Origin of the sequence: Thalassotalea marina, assembly GCF_014656435.1 — a bacterium.
Classification (GTDB): Bacteria; Pseudomonadota; Gammaproteobacteria; order Enterobacterales; family Alteromonadaceae; genus Thalassotalea_C; species Thalassotalea_C marina.
This window is the reverse complement of sequence record NZ_BNCK01000010.1, coordinates 44,314-66,805: the sequence shown is the minus strand read 5'-3', so window position 1 is coordinate 66,805 and position 22,492 is coordinate 44,314. Positions and strand designations below refer to the sequence as shown.

Annotated in this window: 29 protein-coding genes; 15 read left to right on the top strand and 14 right to left on the bottom strand. The window is 39.3% G+C overall.

Going from position 1 to position 22,492, the window contains the following annotated elements:
* Positions 1–215 precede the first annotated feature (215 nt).
* From IE199_RS18725 to IE199_RS18705, 5 genes are all read left to right on the top strand, one after another.
* Positions 216–1,265, top strand: coding sequence for an OmpA family protein (locus tag IE199_RS18725; protein WP_189773737.1), 1,050 nt, complete (start codon positions 216–218; stop codon positions 1,263–1,265).
* A 119-nt stretch (positions 1,266–1,384) separates the two neighbouring features.
* The gene (locus tag IE199_RS18720) at positions 1,385–1,552 is read left to right on the top strand and encodes a hypothetical protein (protein WP_189773735.1); all 168 of its coding nucleotides are present in this window, start codon (positions 1,385–1,387) and stop codon (positions 1,550–1,552) included.
* A 108-nt stretch (positions 1,553–1,660) separates the two neighbouring features.
* Positions 1,661–2,380 carry a hypothetical protein gene (locus IE199_RS18715; protein ID WP_189773733.1) on the top strand — a complete coding sequence of 240 codons (720 nt, stop codon included), beginning with the start codon at positions 1,661–1,663 and terminating at the stop codon, positions 2,378–2,380.
* A 350-nt stretch (positions 2,381–2,730) separates the two neighbouring features.
* Positions 2,731–3,720, top strand: a complete 990-nt coding sequence (locus IE199_RS18710; RefSeq protein ID WP_229854833.1) for a sensor histidine kinase — start codon at positions 2,731–2,733, stop codon at positions 3,718–3,720.
* Entirely contained in the window at positions 3,713–4,468 is a 756-nt protein-coding gene (locus tag IE199_RS18705; protein ID WP_189773731.1) for a LytR/AlgR family response regulator transcription factor, read from the top strand. The genes IE199_RS18710 and IE199_RS18705 overlap by 8 nt, the downstream gene beginning before the upstream one ends.
* Before the next feature lie 245 nt (positions 4,469–4,713).
* Here IE199_RS18705 and IE199_RS18700 read toward each other — a convergent pair whose 3' ends face one another.
* On the bottom strand, positions 4,714–5,814 hold the full coding sequence (locus IE199_RS18700) for an NAD(P)/FAD-dependent oxidoreductase (protein WP_189773729.1): 1,101 nt from the start codon (positions 5,812–5,814) through the stop codon (positions 4,714–4,716).
* A gap of 102 nt (positions 5,815–5,916) precedes the next feature.
* Here IE199_RS18700 and IE199_RS18695 point away from each other — a divergent pair, with 102 nt between their 5' ends.
* Positions 5,917–6,801 (top strand): S1/P1 nuclease, encoded by an 885-nt coding sequence (locus tag IE199_RS18695; protein ID WP_189773727.1) that lies wholly within the window; start codon positions 5,917–5,919, stop codon positions 6,799–6,801.
* An 83-nt stretch (positions 6,802–6,884) separates the two neighbouring features.
* Positions 6,885–7,346 (top strand): sigma D regulator, encoded by a 462-nt coding sequence (gene rsd, locus IE199_RS18690; RefSeq protein ID WP_189773725.1) that lies wholly within the window; start codon positions 6,885–6,887, stop codon positions 7,344–7,346.
* A 102-nt stretch (positions 7,347–7,448) separates the two neighbouring features.
* Here the strand turns inward: rsd and fkpA are convergent, their stop codons facing one another.
* Complete coding sequence (gene fkpA, locus IE199_RS18685; RefSeq protein ID WP_189773724.1) at positions 7,449–8,261, bottom strand: FKBP-type peptidyl-prolyl cis-trans isomerase; 813 nt, start codon at positions 8,259–8,261, stop codon at positions 7,449–7,451.
* A gap of 113 nt (positions 8,262–8,374) precedes the next feature.
* Here fkpA and IE199_RS18680 point away from each other — a divergent pair, with 113 nt between their 5' ends.
* The gene (locus IE199_RS18680; protein WP_189773723.1) at positions 8,375–9,364 is read left to right on the top strand and encodes a WD40 repeat domain-containing protein; all 990 of its coding nucleotides are present in this window, start codon (positions 8,375–8,377) and stop codon (positions 9,362–9,364) included.
* Positions 9,346–9,585, top strand: a complete 240-nt coding sequence (locus IE199_RS18675; RefSeq protein ID WP_189773722.1) for a SlyX family protein — start codon at positions 9,346–9,348, stop codon at positions 9,583–9,585. The genes IE199_RS18680 and IE199_RS18675 overlap by 19 nt, the downstream gene beginning before the upstream one ends.
* Here the strand turns inward: IE199_RS18675 and IE199_RS18670 are convergent.
* A complete protein-coding gene (locus IE199_RS18670) occupies positions 9,582–9,776 on the bottom strand; it encodes a YheV family putative zinc ribbon protein (protein WP_189773721.1) in 195 nt (64 codons plus the stop codon). The two genes, IE199_RS18675 and IE199_RS18670, sit on opposite strands and share 4 nt — an antisense overlap.
* A gap of 106 nt (positions 9,777–9,882) precedes the next feature.
* Here IE199_RS18670 and IE199_RS18665 point away from each other — a divergent pair, with 106 nt between their 5' ends.
* From IE199_RS18665 to IE199_RS18650, 5 genes are all read left to right on the top strand, one after another.
* A complete protein-coding gene (locus tag IE199_RS18665; RefSeq protein ID WP_189773720.1) occupies positions 9,883–11,784 on the top strand; it encodes an ATP-binding cassette domain-containing protein in 1,902 nt (633 codons plus the stop codon).
* Positions 11,785–11,992: 208 nt separating this feature from the next.
* Positions 11,993–12,724, top strand: coding sequence for a tetratricopeptide repeat protein (locus IE199_RS18660; protein WP_189773719.1), 732 nt, complete (start codon positions 11,993–11,995; stop codon positions 12,722–12,724).
* A 144-nt stretch (positions 12,725–12,868) separates the two neighbouring features.
* Entirely contained in the window at positions 12,869–13,000 is a 132-nt protein-coding gene (locus tag IE199_RS21990; protein WP_229854831.1) for a DUF3149 domain-containing protein, read from the top strand.
* A gap of 181 nt (positions 13,001–13,181) precedes the next feature.
* On the top strand, positions 13,182–13,871 hold the full coding sequence (locus IE199_RS18655; protein ID WP_189773718.1) for a flagellin: 690 nt from the start codon (positions 13,182–13,184) through the stop codon (positions 13,869–13,871).
* A gap of 71 nt (positions 13,872–13,942) precedes the next feature.
* Positions 13,943–14,176: a YheU family protein gene (locus IE199_RS18650; RefSeq protein WP_189773717.1), complete on the top strand. Its 234-nt coding sequence runs from the start codon at positions 13,943–13,945 to the stop codon at positions 14,174–14,176.
* A 3-nt stretch (positions 14,177–14,179) separates the two neighbouring features.
* Here the strand turns inward: IE199_RS18650 and IE199_RS18645 are convergent, their stop codons facing one another.
* The 3 genes from IE199_RS18645 to nudE are packed head-to-tail and all read right to left on the bottom strand — an operon-like array spanning position 14,180 to position 16,152.
* Positions 14,180–14,752 (bottom strand): YceI family protein, encoded by a 573-nt coding sequence (locus IE199_RS18645; protein WP_189773716.1) that lies wholly within the window; start codon positions 14,750–14,752, stop codon positions 14,180–14,182.
* A 27-nt stretch (positions 14,753–14,779) separates the two neighbouring features.
* Positions 14,780–15,598, bottom strand: a complete 819-nt coding sequence (cysQ, locus tag IE199_RS18640; protein ID WP_189773715.1) for a 3'(2'),5'-bisphosphate nucleotidase CysQ — start codon at positions 15,596–15,598, stop codon at positions 14,780–14,782.
* Positions 15,595–16,152 (bottom strand): ADP compounds hydrolase NudE, encoded by a 558-nt coding sequence (nudE, locus tag IE199_RS18635; protein ID WP_189773713.1) that lies wholly within the window; start codon positions 16,150–16,152, stop codon positions 15,595–15,597. The genes cysQ and nudE overlap by 4 nt, the downstream gene beginning before the upstream one ends.
* Before the next feature lie 87 nt (positions 16,153–16,239).
* Here nudE and yrfG point away from each other — a divergent pair, with 87 nt between their 5' ends.
* A complete protein-coding gene (gene yrfG / locus IE199_RS18630; RefSeq protein ID WP_189773711.1) occupies positions 16,240–16,917 on the top strand; it encodes a GMP/IMP nucleotidase in 678 nt (225 codons plus the stop codon).
* On the opposite strand, the gene IE199_RS18625 is transcribed toward yrfG, so the two are convergent.
* The 8 genes from IE199_RS18625 to gspG are packed head-to-tail and all read right to left on the bottom strand — an operon-like array spanning position 16,914 to position 22,488.
* On the bottom strand, positions 16,914–17,654 hold the full coding sequence (locus IE199_RS18625) for a type II secretion system protein N (protein WP_189773709.1): 741 nt from the start codon (positions 17,652–17,654) through the stop codon (positions 16,914–16,916). The genes yrfG and IE199_RS18625 overlap by 4 nt on opposite strands.
* 2 nt (positions 17,655–17,656) lie before the next feature.
* On the bottom strand, positions 17,657–18,121 hold the full coding sequence (locus tag IE199_RS18620) for a type II secretion system protein M (protein WP_189773707.1): 465 nt from the start codon (positions 18,119–18,121) through the stop codon (positions 17,657–17,659).
* A complete protein-coding gene (gspL, locus tag IE199_RS18615) occupies positions 18,118–19,353 on the bottom strand; it encodes a type II secretion system protein GspL (RefSeq protein ID WP_189773705.1) in 1,236 nt (411 codons plus the stop codon). Before gspL ends, IE199_RS18620 begins: the two co-directional genes overlap by 4 nt.
* Complete coding sequence (gspK, locus tag IE199_RS18610; RefSeq protein WP_189773703.1) at positions 19,353–20,336, bottom strand: type II secretion system minor pseudopilin GspK; 984 nt, start codon at positions 20,334–20,336, stop codon at positions 19,353–19,355. The genes gspL and gspK overlap by 1 nt, the downstream gene beginning before the upstream one ends.
* The gene (gspJ, locus tag IE199_RS18605) at positions 20,336–21,040 is read right to left on the bottom strand and encodes a type II secretion system minor pseudopilin GspJ (protein WP_189773701.1); all 705 of its coding nucleotides are present in this window, start codon (positions 21,038–21,040) and stop codon (positions 20,336–20,338) included. The genes gspK and gspJ overlap by 1 nt, the downstream gene beginning before the upstream one ends.
* The gene (gspI, locus tag IE199_RS18600; RefSeq protein WP_189773699.1) at positions 21,037–21,432 is read right to left on the bottom strand and encodes a type II secretion system minor pseudopilin GspI; all 396 of its coding nucleotides are present in this window, start codon (positions 21,430–21,432) and stop codon (positions 21,037–21,039) included. The genes gspJ and gspI overlap by 4 nt, the downstream gene beginning before the upstream one ends.
* A 4-nt stretch (positions 21,433–21,436) precedes the next feature.
* Positions 21,437–22,039: a type II secretion system minor pseudopilin GspH gene (gene gspH, locus IE199_RS18595; protein ID WP_189773697.1), complete on the bottom strand. Its 603-nt coding sequence runs from the start codon at positions 22,037–22,039 to the stop codon at positions 21,437–21,439.
* Positions 22,040–22,059: 20 nt separating this feature from the next.
* Complete coding sequence (gene gspG, locus IE199_RS18590; protein WP_189773695.1) at positions 22,060–22,488, bottom strand: type II secretion system major pseudopilin GspG; 429 nt, start codon at positions 22,486–22,488, stop codon at positions 22,060–22,062.
* Positions 22,489–22,492: the final 4 nt, after the last annotated feature.

The following is a 22,492-nucleotide window of genomic DNA, read 5'->3' as shown; positions in this document are numbered from 1 at the left end:
AATAAAAATTAATTCATTCAGATATTCTAGTCACTTCAGAAACAAGACAAGACACTGTTTTTATTGAGCTTATCCGAACGATTCAACTTATAAAAAACCAACTTTTACGTAAAAAAATAAAATTAAAAATATTTTTTTGTGACTTTTGCCATCCGCCCTCGTTATTACTTACAGAAATATAAGAACCCTTTCGAAACACAATAAAAGGAATAATGATGAAATTATTTAAATTTTCTCTTTTAGCAGCGCTAATTAGCTCTCCACTTGCTGCACAAGAAATCGATAAAGAATGGCAACTTGGCGTATTTGGTGATTACATTAAATCGAGCACCAATAAAGACAACCAATTAGACTGGCAACGTATCGAAGCAGGAAAATCTTTAGGTTTTGATTTAAAAAAAGAAATTAATGACCTGTGGAGTATGCGCCTTGAATTAGCTAGAACGCGTTATGACATTGACAATGGTAATGACAAATCTTACGGATACCGCTACGGTGTAGACGCTATTTACAATGTAGAAAACAGCGACTTTTATCTATTCACTGGTATCAAACGTTTTAACAACGTAAAAGATTACTATGCGGTAAATGTTGGTGGTGGTTACAACATTCAAATCAACGACAGATTATCAGCTTATACAGAAGCGGCTATATATAGAGACGTTGACTACGGGTTTGTTGATCAGGGCTTTAAAATTGGTCTTCAGTATACCTTTGGTGAAACTAAGTCTGTTCCTGTTGCTAAACCGGCGCCAACACCAATAAAACCAGCTAAACAAGAAAAAACCTCATGGACAGATGCTGATAACGATGGCGTTTTAGATCAAGACGATCAATGCCCAAACACAGCGGCTAACTTAAAAGTAGATAGCAAAGGTTGTGTCGTTTACACCACAGAAACAGATGAAATTACCTTAGCAATTAACTTTGCTCACGACAGTGCTTTTGTTGAGCCTGCAAATTATGCAGAAATTAAACGTTTGGCTGATTTCATGAAAAAGTACCCTGAAACCTCAGTTGAAATTGAAGGTCACACATCAGCTAAAGGCAAAGATGCGTACAACATGACACTTTCAGAAAAACGTGCCCAAGCAGTAAAACAAATTTTAATTGAGCAATTTTCGATTAACAGCAATCGTTTATCGGCCAAAGGCTACGGTGAAACACGCTTACTTGCGACAGAAAACTCTGCTCAGGCAGACAAAAAGAATCGTCGTGTAGTCGCTAAAATTTCTACCTCGACTCAAAAAGCAGTGTCTAAATAAAGTATTTCCGTATCTGCGTATTAGTCGAGCGCAACATACGGCATTTATACACTGTTTGAGAATGCGGACTCCCCGCCGCATTCTCCCCTTCATTAGCCAATCAGAAGGTGAAATTAACAATGAAACAGCTAAAAACATCTACTAAAAAGTTTATTTTTGCCAATATTAAACATAATGCCTCAACGTCTTCATACCCAACAAGAAAACTGGCAGACGGTGAAAACCCTATAGACAACACCACTCGTAAAGTTGAACACTTGAGCGAAAAAGCCTCTAGTGGTTCCTAATACCAATTGAAACAACGTACAAAAGAACACTTTTAAATAACACTTAATTACAGTACCTCGGCATGACGTGTTTTATTTTGAAGGAAATTCACTCCAAGGAATAACAACATGAAACACAGCTTTGCCGTTTTAACCACTTGTTTTGCCATCAGCCTAAGTGCATGTGATAGCGACAGTAACGACATTAATCTAGACCAACCACACTCGATTGATTTTCAGCAGGCCGAACATCAATTTACCCCGATATTTTCAGATTACCCAGTAAGTACCGACGAGCAAAACAACGAGGAGTTTTATCAGCTAGAAGGGAATTACATTAAATCACCAACAGATGACACATTAACACCCGGTTGGCGATTATCAGGCGACAACCGTTCTGACGATTTACTTATGGCAATTAAAGGATATGTCAGGGGATTGAAAGCAAATCGCCATTACCAATTTACTTTGTCCGTTTCCCTTTCCACTGACATTCCTTCTAACTGTGTCGGCATAGGTGGTGCTCCTGGTGAGTCTGTGTTTGTAAAACTCGCGGCATCAGCCGAAGAGCCAAAAAATGAAAAAGTAGATGGTATGTATCGGCTCAATATTGATTTGGGTAACCAATCGCAATCGGGAACACAAGGCGTAACCGTGGGAGATATCAGTAACGGCATAGACTGCAACGATGAACAAAAATATGTAAAAAAAACTTTATCTATGCAACATGCTATAGATGTAAAAACGGATCGTTTTGGCGGTTTTTGGTTACTTGCAGGAACCGATTCAGGCTTTGAGGGAACAACAACCTACTACATCAACAAAATCACCATGAATATAGCAAAGTAATACTTTTCAGCTCTTATACCAATTAGCTTAAATATCTATGCTAAATGGTATTATCATCTAACTTGCCGTTAGCGTGTTACTGATGGCAAGTTATAGGTGATAAGCGGTATAGCGCCATCAGCACACTTTGCTTAGTATTAAACAATATCCGTGAAACAAGCACTTAGCGCTTTTAACTTTTACGTGATTTGTTTTTTTACTAACTGTCATAAATACTGCAGTTAACATTAGATTAAATTTCGCTTATGTGGTCTTCGTTAATAAACAAGCTCCCCTCACGACAATTGTTCTTAGCCAATTGTCTTTTCTGGCTGCTACTCAACACCATTGCGGCACTGCATAGTTATAGAATGCAGTTACATTATGAGAAACCAGCAGTATTTACTGATATTTGGCTGGAATACTTACCTTGGTGGGGAAATTGGATTTTTATTGCGCCATTGGTATTTGCAGCAACCTCAATGATCACATTTGACAAAAATCGACCAGCACAATTTATTATTCTCAATGTGATCAGCTCTTTTACATTGTGCAGTGCTTATTGGTTGCTCACCATAGTGGAAGTAGCCTTGATTAAAAAAGGCTATATTAACTTAGAAATATTGCAGCATGCATTTGAACGGCTATTGTTGAGCCCAATGCATATCGACTTTCTGGTGTACCTAGCCATTTTCTGTACCGGATACTCAATCACTTATTATACTCGAGCCAAACAACAAACTCGTAAAAGCGAAGTCTTAAGCAAACAACTGCTGCAAGTTGAATTACAGTCACTGCGTTCACAACTAAACCCACACTTTTTGTTTAATACCCTTAATTCGGTCGCAGGCCTAATTCGGTTGGACGAAAAACAAAAGGCGGTTAAAGCATTGAGTGAACTGAGTCTAATGCTGAGAAAAGTATTAGAAAACCAAAATAATCAGCTAATTCCGCTTCAGCAAGAGATTGACTTTATTCAGAGCTATTTGACCATTCAGAAAATGCGCTTTGAAGATAAACTGGAAACCCAGTTTGTTATTGAAGGTGACTATCAAGACTGTCATATCCCATTTATGTTGTTACAACCACTTGTTGAAAACGCAATTCAACATGGCTGCCAACTCGAAAGTAATAAAAATACCTTAACCATTAATATTACGGTTGATCATGACAAACTCCATTTTATTTTGATCAATAAACTGCCCGAAACAGATCAACATCAGGGTTTTGGCATTGGTATAAAAAACTGCCGACTAAGATTAGAAAAGTTATTTAATGACTATACTTTTAGTTTAACTGAATTAGATAACAGCTATTTCAAAACTTCATTAACCTTGCCTGTCGGAGCACAAAATGATTGATGTGTTAATTGCTGATGACGAGCGTATTGCAAGGGAAACCATTAAGTTATTATTAAAAGACCAACCTGATATTGGCAACATTTACCTAGCAGCAGATGGCGAGCAGGCCATTGCTCTTGCCAAAGAGCATAATCCTCAACTGATTTTTCTCGATATTCAAATGCCAGGCAAAACAGGCATTGAAGCGGTAGGTGAACTTGCCGAAGAAGCTGTGGTGATTTTTGCCACCGCTTATGACCAATATGCCATTGCAGCATTTGAACTCAATGCCGTCGATTACTTATTAAAACCATTTGATGACGACCGGTTTTATCAATCATTACTGAGAGCTAGATTAAAAATTGCCAGTCAAGATAACAACCAATTAAAAGACATGAAAAAATTGGTTACCCTGCTGTCACAAGAGCCTGAAAAACAATACAAATCACAGTTAATAGTGAAAGACCCAGGTCGCATTCGATTAATTGATGTAGCGTCTATTTCCCATATTCAAGGTGCAGGAAATTACGCTGATATTCATTTGCAAGACGGTGGACATTTGTTACATAGAGCAACGTTGACAACATTAGAATCTCAGTTAGATCCACAAGAGTTTATTCGCATTCATCGCTCCACCATCGTTAAACGCTCGTGTGTCAAAGAGCTTAACGCAACAGAAAATGGCGACTATGTGGTAACCCTCTGCACCGGTGCACAATTAACATTGAGCAGAAGAAATAAAAGTAAGCTTGATTTACTCATCTCTTAAAAAAATAGGGCAACATTTGTTGCCCTTTTGCTGAACAGTAAACGCTTTGCGTTGACTAAATAGCCAATAATCTAGAAGCCCAAAAAGGAATCACATCCACTTCTAAAAAACTCAACAGTTGCTCATTCCAGGCGGTGGTTTACAACAATCAAGCCCCTTTCATACTGCCACTTTATTCAACAAATACGAATAATAATTCAAAATAACTTATAGCTGTTTGTTTTATATACAAGCTTATAAAGCTGTTAAATAATTTTTTCGACGTAATCTGCTATCGCTAAACTAGAAGTTAAACCTGGAGAATCTATGCCGAATAAATTAACTAAACCTTCAATCTGATGCTTCGCAGAAGTTTGAATCATAAAGTCTTTAAATCCTTCATGCTCACTTTGTAACTTAGGACGAATGCCTGAATATGCAGGTTGTAATTTTTCTGCATCAGCCGATGGAAAATATTTAACAATCGCTTGAAAAAACTTTTCTTTAAGTTTTGCATCAACTTGATAGTCGATTTCGTCAATATATTGTGTATCTGGACCAAATTTTATTTGCCCAGCAATATCGATGGAAGCGTGAATTCCCAAACCATTGTTTTCAGGTATAGGGTAAATTAAACGTGCAAAAGGGCTTTTGCCTGAATAACTAAAATAATGCCCTCGACACATGTGTAACTGTGGAATATGACTTTTATCTAACTCTTGTACAGAAGCTGCAACTTTCATCGCATGTAAGCCCGCACAATTAACCACAACATCAGATTGAATTGTCATCATTTGGTCAACGCTAGTAAGTGTTAGGTTTAAACCTGCACTGGCTTTTGTAATGGTTTCTACCTGCGTGTTGGCAACATACAAACCCTTGGCTTGTTCAAAATCAAATAGTAAAGCCTGCATATACGAATGCACATCAATAATGCCTGACGATGGCGACATCAAACCCGTTTCAGCACTAACTAAAGGTTCTAAATCGTGCAATTGATTTTTACTAACCAAAAAAAGATCATCAACACCATTGCTGATACCCTGTTGCATAATACTTTCAAGCTTTTCTTGCTCATTAACACTATGCGCTACCACAAGCTTGCCTGTGTTATTAAAGGGAATGTTTTTATCTTGGCAATATTGGTAAAGCTTGTGTTTTCCTTCAACACAAAACTTAGCTTTCAAGCTGTTGGTTGGATAATAAAGCCCAGCGTGAATCACTTCACTATTACGACTACTGGTTTCTTCTCCAAAGCGGGCGTTCTTTTCAACTAATAACACGCTGTTAAAACGTTTGCTTAACTTGGCCGCTACGGCCAACCCGACAACACCAGCTCCAATAACTACGGCATCAAATTTTTCCATGTGCATCTCAAATTGTTCACTTCATTGATAAAACAATATTCAACGTTTATCAGTTTAATTATACTGATACTCTTTAAAAATACCCTGTAAACAACCACTATCATGCAAAAAATATCATTTTTCATTTTATTAATCTGCTTTAGTGCACCTAGCTACTCTTTGGGAAAACAAGGACATCAACTAGTTTGTCAGTTGACTTACCAACTTTTGTCAGCAGAACAACAAGCCAATGTAGATCAGTTGTTAGCTAGTTTGCCAACAAAAGAAAAGCGCCGAATTAATAAATACAATCGATTAAAAGCTAACACAGATATTACTTTAGCCACCGCCTGCACTTGGGCTGATGCAATTAAGTCAGAATCTGAATATGACCAATATAAACCTTGGCATTACATTAACGTAAACCGCACTCAGCAAAACATCTCTGCACAAACCTGCCAAAAGGATTGTGTAACGCAGGCAATTCAATTTCATACCAAGCAACTCACATCAAGTGAATTAAGTATTGAAGAAAGAGCCAAAGCACTGATGTTTTTAGGCCATTGGATTGGAGATATTCATCAACCTCTGCATGTCAGCTTTGCCAGTGATTTGGGTGGAAATAAACTCGACATCAAACCCTTTGTAGGAAAGTGCAAAAACTTGCATTGGTACTGGGATCAATGTTTGTTGTACCCTGCCACCCGCCAAAAACAACCACTTAATGAATATTGGCAGGCAAAACTTCGCCAGGTACTCACTCGAGAAAAAATGCAGCAGTGGCAAAATAGCGATCTATTCCAATGGGCAAATGAATCATTATCACTCGTTCGAGCTCCAGCTACTAATTATTGTCAGCTTGCAGGGGATTCATGTAATGTGCCAGCTGAACAGCCAATAGTCCTTAGCCAAAGCTACCATGAAAAAAATCAACAGATATTAGTCGAAAGAATTGCGCAAGCTTCGGTGCGTTTTGCTCAAACACTAAATGACAATTTGACTTTGTAACAGCAAAAATAACAGTTGATTTTTTAATCAGTTAAACAGCATACTAGAGTTTCGTGAGCGCTTAATTTTTCATGGGAGAGGGAATGTTAACGCAACTTGAACAAAGTAAAAAACGCTGGGGTGGACAAAACAAAGTCATCGACAACTGGCTCAAAGAAAGACAACTATTATTAGTGGCATACTGTGAACTTATCGGTATGCCACAAAAAGAAGATCACAATCATTCATTACCTTCTCAGCAAGATTTAACACGATTTTGCCAAATATTGATGGACTACCTTTCTGCCGGACATTTTGAAATATTTACCAATATCGTTGCTGAATGTAATGAAAAAGGTCCTGATGATAAACGTCAAGCAGACACAATTTTTCCAAAGTTAAATGACTCAACAGATCTCGCATTACAATTTAACGATAAATACGCAGAAATGCCGGTCGATGATTTACCGGATAATTTTGATATAGAACTTTCTGCTTTAGGTCGAGCACTTGAAGATAGGTTTTCATTGGAAGATCAGCTTTTAGATATGTTGGTGCACTATTAAAAATAGCCCTAGAAACGCATTGCTTTTGCCAAGCTGAGGTTATTTCAATTTAGTCATAAAAAAAGCCCTATAAATAGGGCTTTTTCAATTGAGTCTTTTCGACTAGTGACCGTGACCTTCGTGGCCAGCTTCACCTTCAGTTGGCGCTAGAATGTCTAAAAGCTCAACTTCAAAAATAAGCGTTTTGTTGCCAGGAATTGAAGGAGGTCTACCATTTGGACCGTAAGCAATATCGCCTGGAATAGCGAAACGGTATTTAGCACCTACACCCATTAACTGTAAACCTTCTGTCCAGCCAGCAATAACGCCATTTAATGGAAACTCAGCAGGTTGGTTTCTTTTGTAAGAGCTATCAAACTCAGTACCATCGATGAAAGTGCCACGATAGTGAACACGTACTTGGTCTGTAGCCGCTGGTTTTTGGTCGTTACCTGCAGTTAACACTTCATATTGAAGGCCTGATTCTGTTGTTACAACCCCTTCTTTTTTACCATTTTCAGCTAAGTATTGCTCACCTTCAGCTAGCGCTTCTTCTGCAGCTTTTTGAGCTTCTTCTTGCTGTTTAGCCATAAACTCTTGTTGCTTTTCACGAAGTGTAGATTCAAGGTTACCCATTAACGCTTGAATTTCTTCTTGTTCAAAAGCTACTTTATTATCAAGTTGATTTAAAAGGCCTTGGCGAATAATGTTCGCATCTAAAGTAATGCCTAACTTTTCTTGTTGTTCAATATTACGTTGAACAAAAGTACCAAAGGTAGCACCTAAAGCATAAGCTTGCTTTTGCTCTTCAGTTTCAAATGCAGGTGTTTGCGCTTGAGCTGTCGCTTCTGTTTTCGTTTCTTCTTTTGCTTCTTGTTGGCAGCCCATCGCTGTGACTAATGCCAACGCTACCATGGTAGGTTTAAAAAATTTCATTAAATACTCCGTTAATACTCCAAGCGTCGACTTGAATGCAAACTCACAGTGTTATACACATGTGCCGTAAAAGGTCATATACTAACGACAAATGCCACGAGAAAAAAGTATTAATGTGTAGAGCGATTCAACCGATTGTTATTGCAGTTATATCTTTGATTTTTATCGCTGCGTGCCAACCTTCAGGCCAGCAGCCCTTACAAAGGTGGCAACATGCTGTAGAAGGTGCTTATGCTGCGTCAATTTCAGACGATAGTAGCCTAGCCGCAGTAAGCTCAGTGCATCATGGCATAAGCTTATGGGACCTTAATAAAAACACCCAGCTATTTAATTGGTCACAACAACAAGATTCAGCAGATAACCTTGTTCTTGCCATCGATATCGCCGCCAATAATAGCCATGTATTAACGGCTAGCAGCGAAAATTTTTCTTTGTGGAATGCCACCACAGGTAAATCTGAAGGCTTTTGGCAAATTGACGCATCAACGATACGTGACGTTGCACTGTCCAATAATGGCCAGCATATTTTAATTGGTCGTACAGATGGTAAAGTCACACATGTAACCCCAAAAACAGGTAGACGCTTAGAATTCCTTGGCCATCAAGAAAAAATTAACGCGGTAGACATGTTGCCCAATGGTCGTATCGCTATCTCAGGCGGTAATGATTTTGTCGCCTATGTTTGGGATACACAAACTGGCCAAGTCATTTACAAATTTAACCACCCTAGCAGAGTTACCATGGTAGCTATGGATGCCAAAGGACGTTTTGCTTTTACTGCCGACAGTAAAAAGCTTGCACATATTTGGGACCTTAAAACGGGGGAAGAAATAAGTCAGTTGCAATATAGCAATCGACAAGAAGTATTTAGCTCGGTGAGATTTTCTGAAGATGGTCAATACCTGGTCACGGGCGCCCCTTCCCGTAAAGTAAGTGTTTGGCAAATAAGCTCAGGAAAGCGCATGGCTAGCTGGCGAGTAACACCAAAAGAGGATATTCACCCTGCCAGTGCCGTTGTATACAGCGTAGCTTTTAGAGATAATAGCCACATTATTACTGAGTCCTCATCGGGATACGCAGAGCTATGGCAGATACCCAAATAGCCAATTCACTAAAATATTTAGAAGAACATATTGAAGCACTTGAATCACGCAATGCGTTTCAAGACGATGTTATTGAGCAATTAAGTCACGAACTTTCGGTACATCAAGCCGAAATTAGTGAGTTAAAATTGCAGCTAAAAATAATTGCTGAGCGATTTAAAAACCAGCAAAATTTTGGCTTAATGAAACCGGAAGATGAACCACCTCCCCCCCACTATTAGGGTTTAAAAACCCCAATAACACTTTCATTTTTGCGTACTTGCACTGACACATGCTCTTCAGGCTGTGTCATTTGATGATTACAGTTTACACACGTCACTTTTTCCACATCATTTTCTTTGGTTAATGCCATGGTATCCATTGCGTGACATTTTGGGCAAGTTGCGCCGGCGATAAAGCGTTTTTTGGCCATAAGTACTACTGTTTACAAAATAGAGTTGAGTAATGTGTATTTTACCTTGAATAACACCATGAGGAAAAGCGACAATAGCGCGGAATTTTTTTACTTGGAATAAAAGATGATAAATGCTGTAGAACTTACCTTGCACCGAGGGGTAAAACAATTAATTGAAGGCTCAAGTTTTACGATTCACCCAAATCATAAAGTCGGCTTAGTAGGTGCGAATGGCTGCGGTAAATCATCTTTATTTTCAGCGCTTTTAGGTAAATTACAACCAGATGCTGGAGAGCTCACTTTACCTTCAACGTGGAAAATTGCCACGGTAAAACAAGAAACGCCAGCACTTGAAGTATCAGCCATTGAATATGTAATCGACGGTGATGTTGAATTTAGAGCACTAGAACAACAGCTAGAACTAGCCCGCCAAGATGAAAATGGTACCTTAGAAGCAACCTTGATCAATCAAATTGACGCCATTGGCGGCTATAGTCTTCCAGCAAGGGCTGGTGAGTTATTGCATGGTTTAGGTTTTTTGCAAGAGCAACTAACGTTGCCAGTAAAAGACTTTTCAGGTGGATGGCGAATGCGCTTAAACTTAGCCCAAGCGCTAATAAGCCGAGCAGATCTAATGCTGCTCGACGAACCTACAAACCATTTAGATCTTGATGCGGTGATCTGGCTACAACGTTGGTTAAAGCGCTATAGTGGCACACTTGTGTTAATTTCTCACGATAGAGATTTCCTTGACGATGTTGTTGGGCAAATTCTGCATATCGAACGACAAAAGGCCAAACTTTATGCCGGCAACTACACTGCATTTGAACGCCAGCGTGCAGAGCATTTAGCACAGCAAGATGTTCAATATCAAAAACAACAAAAAGAAGTTGCACATTTAACCGCCTTTGTTGACCGATTTAGAGCCAAAGCCAGTAAAGCGAAACAAGCACAAAGCCGTTTAAAGCGTTTACAAAAACTGCCTGAGCTCGCTCCAGCGCATGTCGATACTCCATTTAGTTTTGGTTTCGAAAAACCTGACTACATGCCATACCCTTTACTTTCAATGGAACAGGCAAATTGTGGTTACGATACTGCAACCCCAATTTTAACTTCTGCAAACTTATCTTTGGTTCCTGGTAGTCGAATTGGTTTATTAGGCAGAAATGGCGCTGGTAAATCGACGTTAATCAAGTCACTAGCGGGTGACATCGCATTGTTAACGGGTCAGCGTTATCAAGCGCAAGAGTTGCGCATTGGCTACTTTTCTCAACATCAGCTTGAACAACTGCATATGCCATCAAGTGCTGTTGAGCACATCCTTAGAGCAAAACCAGAAATGACCGACTTGCAAGCTCGCAACTTTTTAGGGCGTTTTGGCTTTAGTGGAGATCAAGCACTTGGGCAAGTAGCTACAATGTCTGGTGGTGAAAAAGCTCGATTGGTTTTAGCACTCATCGTGCTTGAAAAACCGCAATTATTGTTAATGGATGAACCAACAAACCATTTAGATTTAGAAATGCGTCAAGCGCTGGTGTTAGCACTGCAAGATTTTGAAGGTGCAATTATTCTTATTGCCCATGATAGGTATTTACTCGAATCATGTGTTGACGAGTTTTATCTCGTTGCTGATGGCAAAGTAAGTGAATTTAATGGGGATATAGACGATTACCAAAAATGGTTAAACGACGATAAGAAAACACAAACAACACAACAAAAAAATTCAGAGAACCAAAGTAGCGGACCTGACAAAAAACAACAAAGAAAACAGCAGGCAGAACTTCGTCAACAAGCAGCGCCGTTAAAAAAACAAGCGCAAAAATATGAACAGCAAATTCAAGTATGGCAACAGCAATTAGATGAAGTTGAAGCAACTCTTGCAGATAACGACATTTACAGTGCGGATAACAAAGAGAAGCTAACCCAATTGTTAAAGCAACAAAGCCAACTCAGTCAAGACATTGAGTCTGCAGAAATGGAGTGGCTCACACTTGAAGAAGAAATAGAAGCGATAATGAATCCTTAATCGTATGCTTTGTGAAGTTTTGGATACAATCTGTTGCAAATTAATGCGTTAACATTTAAACAAATAGATTTATTCTCAGTGTTAATGACATGTGAATGATAAACCTTTTAGATAATTGACGATTATCTGCAGATACTTTTATTCTCGCTCAATGGATAAATCGTTATTATAATTGCTAATTAAAAGCCAACGAACAAATGGATAGAATATGAAAAAATTATCGTTAGTAGCGGCATTATTACTCTCAGTAGGCACTAGCCAAGCCGCCGATCTTGAACTAGGTATTTTTGAATTAAATCGTGGCCAGTTTATTAAAGCGATAGCTGAGTTCGAACCATTAGTTGCAGAAGGTTACGCGCCAGCCCAATACCAAATGGCAATGGTGTATCAAAATGGTTGGGGCAAACGTAAAGATCCTAAAAAAGCCGTTGAGTTGATGACGCAAGCCGCAGAGCAAAACTACCCAGACGCCTTGTTTGCACTTTCAGTGATGTATTCCGAAGGAAAATTAGTCCCTCAAGATCTGGAAAAAGCATTCTCCTTAATGAAAAAGGCTGCAGACAAAGAACTTGCCACGGCAATGTTTAATGTCGCTGTTATGTACGCCAATGGTGAAGGTGTACCTAAAAACAGCGCACAAGCCGTCAAATGGTATGAAAAAGCAGCTCGTAAAAGCTATGTTCTTGCTCAGTTTAATTTGGCACTGATGCATTATGAAGGACAAGGCGTAGAACAAAGCATCGAACAATCTTACATTTGGAACTATGTCGCAGCAAAAAGTGGTTATGTACCTGCCGAGAAAAGCAGAGACATGGACGTGCGTAAATTACCACAAGACCAAGTAAGAGAAATCACCGAAAAAGCTGAAGCGCTATACAAACAAATACAAGATCAAATTAAACTAAAAGTAAGAGCGGCTGAAGCCAGCAGCTTGTATTAACGTTTCACCTCAAATACTCCCTCTCTATTACCTTGTTGCACGAATCATCTTGCTCGTGCAACAAGATTTGATCCACGTCATAAAAGCGAATTTTTAACCGATTTACAATAGCACCGTTACATAAATTAAATTACGGAGCTGATTATGGACTTCTTCAATATGTTACTTAACGACCCTATGGTTTACATTCCAATGATAGGTCTATTTATTGTGCTAGGTATTTGTGGCTACTACGTTTACTACTTTATGAAAAATATCTCTGAAAGCGAAAAATAAGCCTTTAATAATCTCGTTATCAAGCAACCGTGAATCAAAAAATGAGCTTGGTAACTGCACAAAATTGCTAAGCTACTCAAATTCAAATGTTTGTTTTTTGAGCTACCGATAAGATTATTTGCTATACTAGCTTGCAGTATCCTTTTTAAAATATTGCAAGCTGAACTCAGGAGTTGTAGCTATGAACTTATCGATTAATAGCCCGTCTTCTTCGCTAAGCATCATTGATCGTGTCAACAAAGAGCGTGAAGAAAAGGAAGAGAAACTAGCTTCAGGAAAACGCATTAATAGTGCTGCAGATGATGCTGCAGGATTACAAATTAGCGAACGCTTAACTTCACAAATCAATGGATATGAGCAACTTAGTGTTAACGCTCAAGACCAAATTAATACCAATAATGTCCAATCTGGGCAACTGTCTTCGATCAGTGAAAGCTTACAACGCGCCAATGTGTTATCTATTCAATCGGCAAACCCGCTAAGCGATAACAACGCCATTCAGGGTGAGTTAGATCAATTAACTGAGCAAATTAATACTATTGCGGGCGAAGCACTGGGTAACAATAGCTTTATTTCAGGTTTAGATGCCAATGACCCACAAGCGACTCAACAAGCTCTCGAAGCGGCTTTTACCTCAATCAATTCAGACGCAGCAGCATTAGGTGCTGACTCCAACGCTTTATCAAGCCAAGTATCGAGTTATGAAGTAACACGCGTCAATGTCAGCGAATCAAGATCGCGTATCCAAGATACAGACTATGCATCAACTGGCAGTGAACAGCAGCAACTAAACACTTTATTGCAAGCAGCGGTTATTAACAAAAAAGATGAAGATTCACGTAAAGGCTTATTGATAAACCAGCTGGTGTAAACTGTATATTTTTTCCAATAAATTGATAACATAGCGCTTTTATTATTAATAAAAGCGCTATTATTCTTTCAATGATTATTCCACTTAACGCTATTGAACCACAAACATTGCTCAACATCATTGAGTCATTTATTTTACGTGAAGGCACCGATTACGGCGATGAAGAAGCCAGCATGGAAGAGAAAATTGCCGCCGTTAAAATAGCACTGCAACAAGGTAAAGTTGTGCTGGTTTATTCCGAGCTATATGAAACAGTTAATATAGTACCAGCTGAACAATTTCAAGCTGGTACCCAAGAGTTTTAATGACTATTGCTTTGAAAAGCTAAACGTGAAGTTTACTGGCACCGTTTGGCTGATACCTGGCAGAGCTGCAAGCTCTTTCAATTTAGCAATTCCATCATTTAAATTAAATGCAGGCGCTGACAATAAAACAGGCATCACCGTATTAACTTGGATTTTATCATCTGCAAGTTTTGCCACATTCACTTTTGCTTGTAATGTTTGAGCAACGCCATGTAACGATAATTTAGCCTCTACAGGTAAAATCATGGTTGTACCTACCTCGATCTTGGCAATTTTATCCATGTCAATTTTTGCATCAATTGTCGCATTGGCAAACTTGCCAACATTAAATAAATGCTCTTTCATACGCTCATCGCGGATAGCAATGTTAGTATCAACACTGGCAAGATTTATGGTGACATTCACTTGCCCTTGGTCATCAATATGACCGTCTACCTGTTTAAAATAATGATTTTCAGCGATGTGTTCTTTTTTAAATGAAGTAAAACTTAAAACGCTCTCTTTAGTGTTTAACTGCCATTGTGCAACTGACGGAAACGCGATCAGAGCGGTGAATAAAACAATAATTGATTTCATTAACTTTCCTTAAGTAATCTATGCTAACTATCTTGGTGAATAGTGGGGGATAATCACTTGCTGCCATGGTATGTTGTCATTCCCCAAACTAATAAAATCGGGATTTAATAAACTTTCCCGTTGATTATATGACAGAGCCTCAAATTCACTGTCGAGTATTGTACCGCCGGCTTGTTCTAAAATACATTGGCTAGCGCCTGTATCCCACTCTCCAGTTGGTCCTACACGCAAATAGCAATCTGCACCACCTTCTGCGATCAAACAGTTTTTAAGTGAACAACTGCCAAGGGCGATATGTTCATATTGGAAATCTGGTTTTAAGTATTGCCCCATCAAATGAAGTTCTTGCCTTCTGCTAATGGCCACTCGTATTTTTCGTTTACAATCATAAGGTGCAACATTAATTTGCTCGGTGCCATGAACATGCTCTTTAAAGGCACCTAGCCCTTTACTCGCATAATAGGTAATTCGATGATCTGGAGCATGAATAACACCGATTGCAGGCCAACCATTCTCAACCAAGGCAATATTCACAGCAAAGTCGCCACTACCAATAATGAACTCTCCTGTCCCATCAATAGGGTCAATCAACCAATAACGAGACCAGCTTTTACGCTCATCTAAAGGCACTGTTCCTACTTCTTCGGAAATAACGGGAATATCTGGCGTTAATCGTGATAATTCAGCCATCAATACTTCGTTGGCTGCGATATCTGCACTGGTAACAGGGCTGTTATCCTCTTTGGTTTCAGCCGTATAATTACCACGCGTATAATACTTGAGCACCTCTACACCGGCCAGCTTTGCGCTTTGAATGGCAATTTGTAAAAGTGACTCTAAGTTCATGCATTATTCCTCATTAAATCAACAACAAGCATAAGTGCTGCAATACTGCGTGCTTCGTTAAAATCAGGCCGAGCTAATAATTCTTGGTATTGCTTGATAGGCCAATAGACAACTTCAAGTGGTTCAGGTTCATCTCCTTCGAGCGACTCTTGATACAAATCACGTGCAAGAAATATTTCCATTGAACCTTTAAAAAAGGCCGGTGCCATAGCGACGGTATGCACAGCCTCTAAATGCTTTGCTCCAACACCTACTTCTTCTTTTAATTCACGGTTGGCAGCGATAATAGCTTCTTCACCAGGATCAATTAATCCTTTAGGAAAGCCCAGTTCATAACTGTGTGTACCAGCACAATATTCCCTAATCAAGATCAGAGTATCATCGTCAAGCATAGGAACAATCATTACCGCCCCACGCCCTGAGCCCTGCATTCGCTCGTAAATACGATTTACGCCATTACTGAACGTTAAATCTAACTGCTCAATTGTAAACAGCTTACTTTTCGCGACTGCGGTACGTTTATTAATTATAGGTAATGATTTTTTTTCAGTCATGCAATAGCAGCTCACCAATTTTAATTTAGAACAGCTTTAGTGAATTCGATATACTGTTATGATAATTGGTTTTACTAGGAAAAATCTATGCTTGATTGGTCAAAAATTGAAACAGTGTTATTAGATATGGATGGCACCATTCTAGATTTACATTTTGACAATCATTTCTGGTTAGAACATTTACCGAAACGTTATAGCGAAAGTAAACAACTCCCCCTAAAAGAGGCACAACAAGAGCTACTTAATCACTATGAAAAAGTGTTTGGTACGATTGCTTGGTATTGTTTAGATTATTGGGCAGAACAAACCCAATTACCCATCACTCAATTAAAACGAGAAGTTGATCATTTAATTCAACTTAGAGACGATGCACATGACTTTTTAGTTGCACTAAGAAACTCAGGTAGGCGCGTTGTTTTGGTGACCAATGCCCACCCAGATAGTTTGTCGCTAAAAATCGAAAAAACAAAGCTAGATCAGTATTTTGATAAGCTGTATTCCACCCATGAATTTGGTGTATCGAAAGAATCTCAAATGTTATGGCAAGCGCTGAATAAAGTAGAGCCTTTTAACTCTGACACCACGCTATTTGTAGATGACAGCGTCGCTATTTTACAATCAGCGCAACAATTTGGAATCAAACATTTATTAGCGGTTGCCAACCCTGACAGCCAAAAACCAGTCAAAAATATTTCTTCGTTTCCCGCCACATCGAACTTTGATGAGTTTATTGAAGCAATAATGGCTACCCCAATCGCGCGCTAGAATCGCAAGGGGTAGCGGCCTTGTCCGTCGGGACGACTAACTAATGGCAGCACATCCATGATTGCTTTTGGTGTAGTAGCAGATGGTTGAATGTAACCTTGACCGTACATATTCATGTTTTTACCAAGAGTCGCTGTCAAAGATAACCCTAGTCCATTGGGCTGTTTAACAGCGAGTTTTATTTCACCATTATTGCAATGTAAATCAGCTCTAAGATCTAACAAATCCACCTTTTGTCCATAAACAGTGACCGCTGCTTTACGCCAGTCAATTTGTCCAACCAACGCACCACATATGGGCTCACCGAGTTCAAAGGTCTCTAACTTCAGTTCAATGTATTTATGTGCCGTTAACTCAATCGGTGTAGGAACAAATTGAGCGATTAAATTAGCAGGTATGTTTATCTCGGTATTTTGTATCTGAAGTGTAGATGTACCCGATACCGTTGCGTGGCCATCTATGCCCGAAAGCATGGGATCACCAAACGTTACATCAACAGAAGGATGAAAAGACAATAGCGATAACACACTTAAAGAGGCATCTACATTATCAATACGTATGTTATCAACAATAACTGTATCAAAATGGCTTTGCCAAATCGTTCCTTTTACTCCACTTAACTGAATGTTATGGGGTAAATTAACCATATTTAACACAAAACCAATCGGTAACATCACTACCAAAAATAGACAATACAGCCCCAAAATACCAAGAGCCAAAGATAACCGTTTTTTCACTACTAACTTCCTAATTGCAGTCGTTTAACCACTACTTCACCTGCGGCATTTCCTTGCGTTAAATCAACGGACTTGACGTAAATCCCCTGTTCATTTGCCAATACAGAAAACCAATCCAATAAGCGGTTAAATTCAATATTATCTATCCAAACCTGTACATCACTGCCTTGCGGTTGAACTCGAGAAATCGTGATATTGCGCTGGCGAGCAGAACGATTTATTGCACTAGATAAACTGCCTGTCCAGCCCTTTGCTTGACCACCGGTTGAAGCTTTTAGCCTAGCCGTTTCGGTGTTAACCCAAGTCGCTAATTCTTGTTGACGAGATAGTTTTTTATCTGCCGCCGCTATAGCTTCATTTAAAGGGGACCAAATTAGTTGATAGAACATAAAGATCACAACAAAAGGCAACATGACTAATACTAGCTGCTGCTCTCTAGTTTGAAGATTCTGCCACCACTGCTTCATGAGCGACCTCCATTGTTCATTTTAATACTGATAGACCCAGTAACACTGTTACCTTGACTATTTAATGCCCCCTGAGAAGTTTCTAGTTGACGCTGTTTTAATGCATTTTGAAATTTTTCAAAAGCTTGGTAATCCTTAGCACTCGCTTGCATACGCATCTCGTTTCGCTTGCTGTCATACCTCAAAGATTCAGGCTTGATACTAGTAGCCTGTGCAAAAGCAGGTTGCATTTGTTCAAGCATATGTAAGAAGTCAGCTTGTTGGCTGTTACCACCTATTCCTGCCAGCTTACGTTTCAATTGAGAGCGTATGGTAGTAATTCTGATACGTTGAGTTTGAGGAAACGCCTTTTTATAACTAGCAACGATTTGCTGCTCAGTTTGCGTGATTTGATCATTAAGTTGCATTAAATGAATGCCTTTGTACGCAACATTTAAAAGAATAGCGGTGACTGCGATTCCCGCAGCCCAAGCCCAGCTTTTTACCCAAGGAGCACGTTCAGTTTTTAATTTAAATTCACCTTGAAGCAAATTAAATGCTTTAACATCAACGTTCATTGCAAGTAGCGCTAGGGGCAACTCCTCTGGTTGCTCTACAACATTTACACCATCAACGAGTTCAGGTAATGGTGAGTAATTTGCTATTTCAATAGGCTCATCTGAATCGGCCTCTGTTGCAATAAGTTTGGGCAGTAAAAATGCCCAGATAGAACGATCAATACTATACCCCGACCATTTGCCAGTACGTAGCAGTATAGTGTTATTAATGGCAATGCTTTGCCATTGGTTATCGGCTTGAGGCATCGCCAGTATATCTGGGATCATATAATTAGCTTCAATACTAGCCTCAGCTAGCCACGCTAACCAAGTTTGCATTTGACTGCGTTCTACTATCGCCACTGAACAATTGCTTTTGTCAGTCGTGTGTGTGCCATAGGCAAAAAATAAGCTATCTACTTCTTGCGCCAAATCATCCTCTAGCATGTATGGTACGGCTTGATGTATTGCCTTTTTGGACTTTGCAGGAACATTAAGCTGTTTTAAGGTGATATTTTGGCTATCAGTTAGCACAACAACATTTCGCTTGCTCGCTTTGTCAGTCAACAGCGAAAGCTGTTCTGCCCCGGTGAGCTCACCACTTGCGATAATTTCTTTTTCTGCGCTGGACCATACTAACCAGTATATTGGCTGTTCTTGAGTACTTGGCAATCGAATAAATAATTGTTCTGCCATTATTCACGTCCTATCGTGCGGCCGATCACGTTAATTTGATTGTTGTTAACAACCTGCATAATCGAATTCAAATAAAAATAACTGTCGTTAAACATGGCAGTTGTCTTTAGTTTAAAAAACTCGCTATCAACAGTAAACTGCTGTTTCTGTTCATCTTTTAAATTAAGCCGACTAACTTCTGCCATATTGTAAAAATCTTCAATTTTATCAAACCCCTCAGTCTTTCGACTGCTGAGTATTTGCTCTGCCTCGCCTTTTGAAATCGACAATAATGCCTGCAATAATTCCGGCTGTTCTGGCGAGATAGTATTAATATTAATTTTGTGTAAATTGGTCGTAGGTAACACACAAACAAAGGGCTTTAACTCATTAATGATCACTGGCGTAAAGTGCTCTATCACCCTAAGTTCATTTACACTAGCTAAATATTGATTAGCCGCAAGATAAGCATGTGTCTTGGCTGCATAATCGCTATCTTCTGCTCCCCCTGAGCTGACCAATGTACTGTTGTCATCTAGCCAATCAACAAGAGCGTCAGCCAAATATTCTGCTTCAAATTGGTCAACATAATCAATTTCCAATGCGAGCACTAACGCTTCAAAAGCCTGTCTAGCACTGGACTTCTTCTCTAGTGGCGCATTTTCATTCTCAACAACACGAAGTGAGTTTAAATTAAAACAACTTTGTAAGTCTGTTATTTCGCCAGTAATTTCCCCAAGGTCAACTGGATAGGTTGTTTCGCCTTGCGCCCATGCTTGTTTTAATGTTGTTTTTTCACTTTCTTGCTCAAACGTTGAACTTAGCGCTCGTATAGCAAACGATTCCGCTCCCATGGCGTACCAATAAGCTTGCTGGTTAAATTCAATATTGGACGATTTTTTCAATTCTAACCGAACATTAGCTAACAGATGAGTCGCAATAATAGCGGCAAGTGCAACGATTAACATAACCGTAATTAATGCGATGCCTTGTACCTTTTTCATTATGGTAATGCCTCGCCAGTATTGGTATTTTGTTGTTCGCGATTTTCTGGCTGATCGTTGCCATCATTAGATCGTTCATTTTGTTTTTGAGTAATAGGCGATGGTTTCTCAGCGATGATAAATTTACGATTTACCTCACCTACGCCTTTTATAGTCAGTTTAAAGTCTATTGCTGCTGGCCACGCGCCTGTGGGTAATTGCTCTTGCCACTTATTGTCGACATAGTATTGAACTTGCATCTGTTCAACACCTTTAATTAATTCCCTTATTTTCGGCTCTTCACCCACCACTGCATCCACAAAATTGAAATGTAATCGTTGAAAGTTTTCCTCTTTAATTCGATAGGCAACAGCTTGTAAATCACTTCTTGGTAATACTAAGTTAGGGTTACTCCAACCAGCTCTAACAAAAGACAGCCATTGGTCACTGTCATCATAACTATCTTGGCTGGCATACAAATAATTTGTTGATGGCGACTCCCCTTCAACACGCATTGAACGCCAAGCAATTTGCAGCAAGTCTCGTTCAATAATCAGCCATGCTCGCTGAATTTCATTAAGCTGTGCTTGTTTCGACTCTACACCGTCTTTGGTTTTAATCACGCCGTCTAATACGCTAAAGCTTGCAAGACTAATAACAGCAAATATTGCCGTTGCCAGCAGTACCTCTATTAAAGTAAAACCACTCATTCTTTTTACGCTCATTGTTTACTTTCCAATGAAACGTAGGTCATTAACCTAGCAGTAGGTGTTTCTGAGTCTTCAACCATTCTCACTTCAATGGCAACTGCACGCATATTTTTGTCAAACGTTTCCAAAACCTCTTGCCGCCAAAACCACTCTCGACCGGCTAACTCTACTTTTCCTCGTTTATTGTTTTTTGGTGGCCATTGCTTTTCAATATTGACCTCAACAAGTTGATTTGAAGCTACCCAGTTGGCAAACATTTTTTCTTCAATATGATTTAAGCTAGAAAAGTGGGTTTCTGATGTACTTAGCAGCGCAACGCCAGCCAAAGCAAAGACTGATAACGCCAGCAACACTTCAATTAAGGTAAAGCCTAAAGGTTTACGATGACCAGAACAAGACACTTGCATAGCGTTACAATGCCTCACCCGTAATCTCTAACGCCACTTTAAGTGGAAGTTCATATTCACCTGTAACTCGTGCGGTATATTCAGGTTCACTTTCAATTGCAAACGTTAGTTCAAATGGTGTAATTTCACCGCCAGTTAATAAGTAGATCTGTGGAATAATTAGCTTTTCATTTTTCTTTAAGCCTTCCCTCATCTGCTCCAGATCTTCTTCGTCTGGCACAAAAATAGAGGGATCTAATAAAGCACTTTCATCTATGGGTAAATCTTCTAAATTAAGTGTGATAGTGACGGTATCAGGTAATTGATAGGTATCTAAATTTTCTTCTGCAGGAATAGCGCTCCAACGAATACCATCAAAGCCGACAAATTGATAGCTTTGCTCTTCAACTACAACGCCAATTTCAATGTTATTCAACAGTCCATACTCTGCTGCTAAGTTAAATACCGCCACAAACCGCTCAGATTGCTGTTCAAGTGTTTGTGCCGGCTTGTTAGCAAAGAAGTTAATTTGTACAGCGGCTACCATGACACCAATGACCACGATAACCATCATCACTTCTATCAGCGTAAAGCCTTTAACTTTACGAGTATATTTACACTGACTCATAACGATAAAGGCATAAAAGGCTATTGTTGATGTTCGGCTAAATTCCAGTTACCGATATCATCATCAGTACCTGCTTCACCGTCTGGGCCCATCGAAAATACGTCCATTTTTCCATGTTCACCTGGATTTAATAGCTGATAGTCATTGCCCCAAGGATCAGTTGGTAATCGCTTGATATAACCACCTTCTTGAAAACGACGAGGAATAGGCTCTATAGTTGTTTGCTCTACTAGCGCTTCTAATCCTTGCTCTGTTGTTGGGTAGTCATAGTTTTGTGAGCGATAAAGTGCTAGTGCCGACTCTAATGAACCAATGTCGATTACGGCTTTTTGTCTTTTAGCCGTGTCTTGGCTTCCCATGATATTTGGCACGATCATACTGGCGATAATGCCAATAATCACTAAAACCACCATAACTTCTAACAATGAAAAACCTGATACTCTTTTCATAATA

Coding starts and splice junctions, on each gene's coding strand:
- IE199_RS18680 (WP_189773723.1), top strand. CDS start 8,375: ATGTGTAGAGCGATTCAACCGATTGTTATTGCAGTTATATCTTTGATT.
- fkpA (WP_189773724.1), bottom strand. CDS start 8,261: ATGAAATTTTTTAAACCTACCATGGTAGCGTTGGCATTAGTCACAGCG.
- IE199_RS18700 (WP_189773729.1), bottom strand. CDS start 5,814: ATGGAAAAATTTGATGCCGTAGTTATTGGAGCTGGTGTTGTCGGGTTG.
- gspK (WP_189773703.1), bottom strand. CDS start 20,336: ATGAAAAAGGTACAAGGCATCGCATTAATTACGGTTATGTTAATCGTT.
- IE199_RS18720 (WP_189773735.1), top strand. CDS start 1,385: ATGAAACAGCTAAAAACATCTACTAAAAAGTTTATTTTTGCCAATATT.
- IE199_RS18620 (WP_189773707.1), bottom strand. CDS start 18,121: ATGAAGCAGTGGTGGCAGAATCTTCAAACTAGAGAGCAGCAGCTAGTA.
- gspI (WP_189773699.1), bottom strand. CDS start 21,432: ATGCAAGTGTCTTGTTCTGGTCATCGTAAACCTTTAGGCTTTACCTTA.
- IE199_RS18710 (WP_229854833.1), top strand. CDS start 2,731: ATGCAGTTACATTATGAGAAACCAGCAGTATTTACTGATATTTGGCTG.
- rsd (WP_189773725.1), top strand. CDS start 6,885: ATGTTAACGCAACTTGAACAAAGTAAAAAACGCTGGGGTGGACAAAAC.
- IE199_RS18645 (WP_189773716.1), bottom strand. CDS start 14,752: ATGAAATCAATTATTGTTTTATTCACCGCTCTGATCGCGTTTCCGTCA.
- IE199_RS18670 (WP_189773721.1), bottom strand. CDS start 9,776: ATGGCCAAAAAACGCTTTATCGCCGGCGCAACTTGCCCAAAATGTCAC.
- IE199_RS18660 (WP_189773719.1), top strand. CDS start 11,993: ATGAAAAAATTATCGTTAGTAGCGGCATTATTACTCTCAGTAGGCACT.
- IE199_RS18695 (WP_189773727.1), top strand. CDS start 5,917: ATGCAAAAAATATCATTTTTCATTTTATTAATCTGCTTTAGTGCACCT.
- yrfG (WP_189773711.1), top strand. CDS start 16,240: ATGCTTGATTGGTCAAAAATTGAAACAGTGTTATTAGATATGGATGGC.
- IE199_RS18715 (WP_189773733.1), top strand. CDS start 1,661: ATGAAACACAGCTTTGCCGTTTTAACCACTTGTTTTGCCATCAGCCTA.
- IE199_RS18655 (WP_189773718.1), top strand. CDS start 13,182: ATGAACTTATCGATTAATAGCCCGTCTTCTTCGCTAAGCATCATTGAT.
- cysQ (WP_189773715.1), bottom strand. CDS start 15,598: ATGAACTTAGAGTCACTTTTACAAATTGCCATTCAAAGCGCAAAGCTG.
- IE199_RS18705 (WP_189773731.1), top strand. CDS start 3,713: ATGATTGATGTGTTAATTGCTGATGACGAGCGTATTGCAAGGGAAACC.
- IE199_RS18665 (WP_189773720.1), top strand. CDS start 9,883: ATGATAAATGCTGTAGAACTTACCTTGCACCGAGGGGTAAAACAATTA.
- IE199_RS21990 (WP_229854831.1), top strand. CDS start 12,869: ATGGACTTCTTCAATATGTTACTTAACGACCCTATGGTTTACATTCCA.
- nudE (WP_189773713.1), bottom strand. CDS start 16,152: ATGACTGAAAAAAAATCATTACCTATAATTAATAAACGTACCGCAGTC.
- IE199_RS18650 (WP_189773717.1), top strand. CDS start 13,943: ATGATTATTCCACTTAACGCTATTGAACCACAAACATTGCTCAACATC.
- IE199_RS18725 (WP_189773737.1), top strand. CDS start 216: ATGAAATTATTTAAATTTTCTCTTTTAGCAGCGCTAATTAGCTCTCCA.
- gspL (WP_189773705.1), bottom strand. CDS start 19,353: ATGGCAGAACAATTATTTATTCGATTGCCAAGTACTCAAGAACAGCCA.
- gspJ (WP_189773701.1), bottom strand. CDS start 21,040: ATGAGCGTAAAAAGAATGAGTGGTTTTACTTTAATAGAGGTACTGCTG.
- gspG (WP_189773695.1), bottom strand. CDS start 22,488: ATGAAAAGAGTATCAGGTTTTTCATTGTTAGAAGTTATGGTGGTTTTA.
- gspH (WP_189773697.1), bottom strand. CDS start 22,039: ATGAGTCAGTGTAAATATACTCGTAAAGTTAAAGGCTTTACGCTGATA.
- IE199_RS18675 (WP_189773722.1), top strand. CDS start 9,346: ATGGCAGATACCCAAATAGCCAATTCACTAAAATATTTAGAAGAACAT.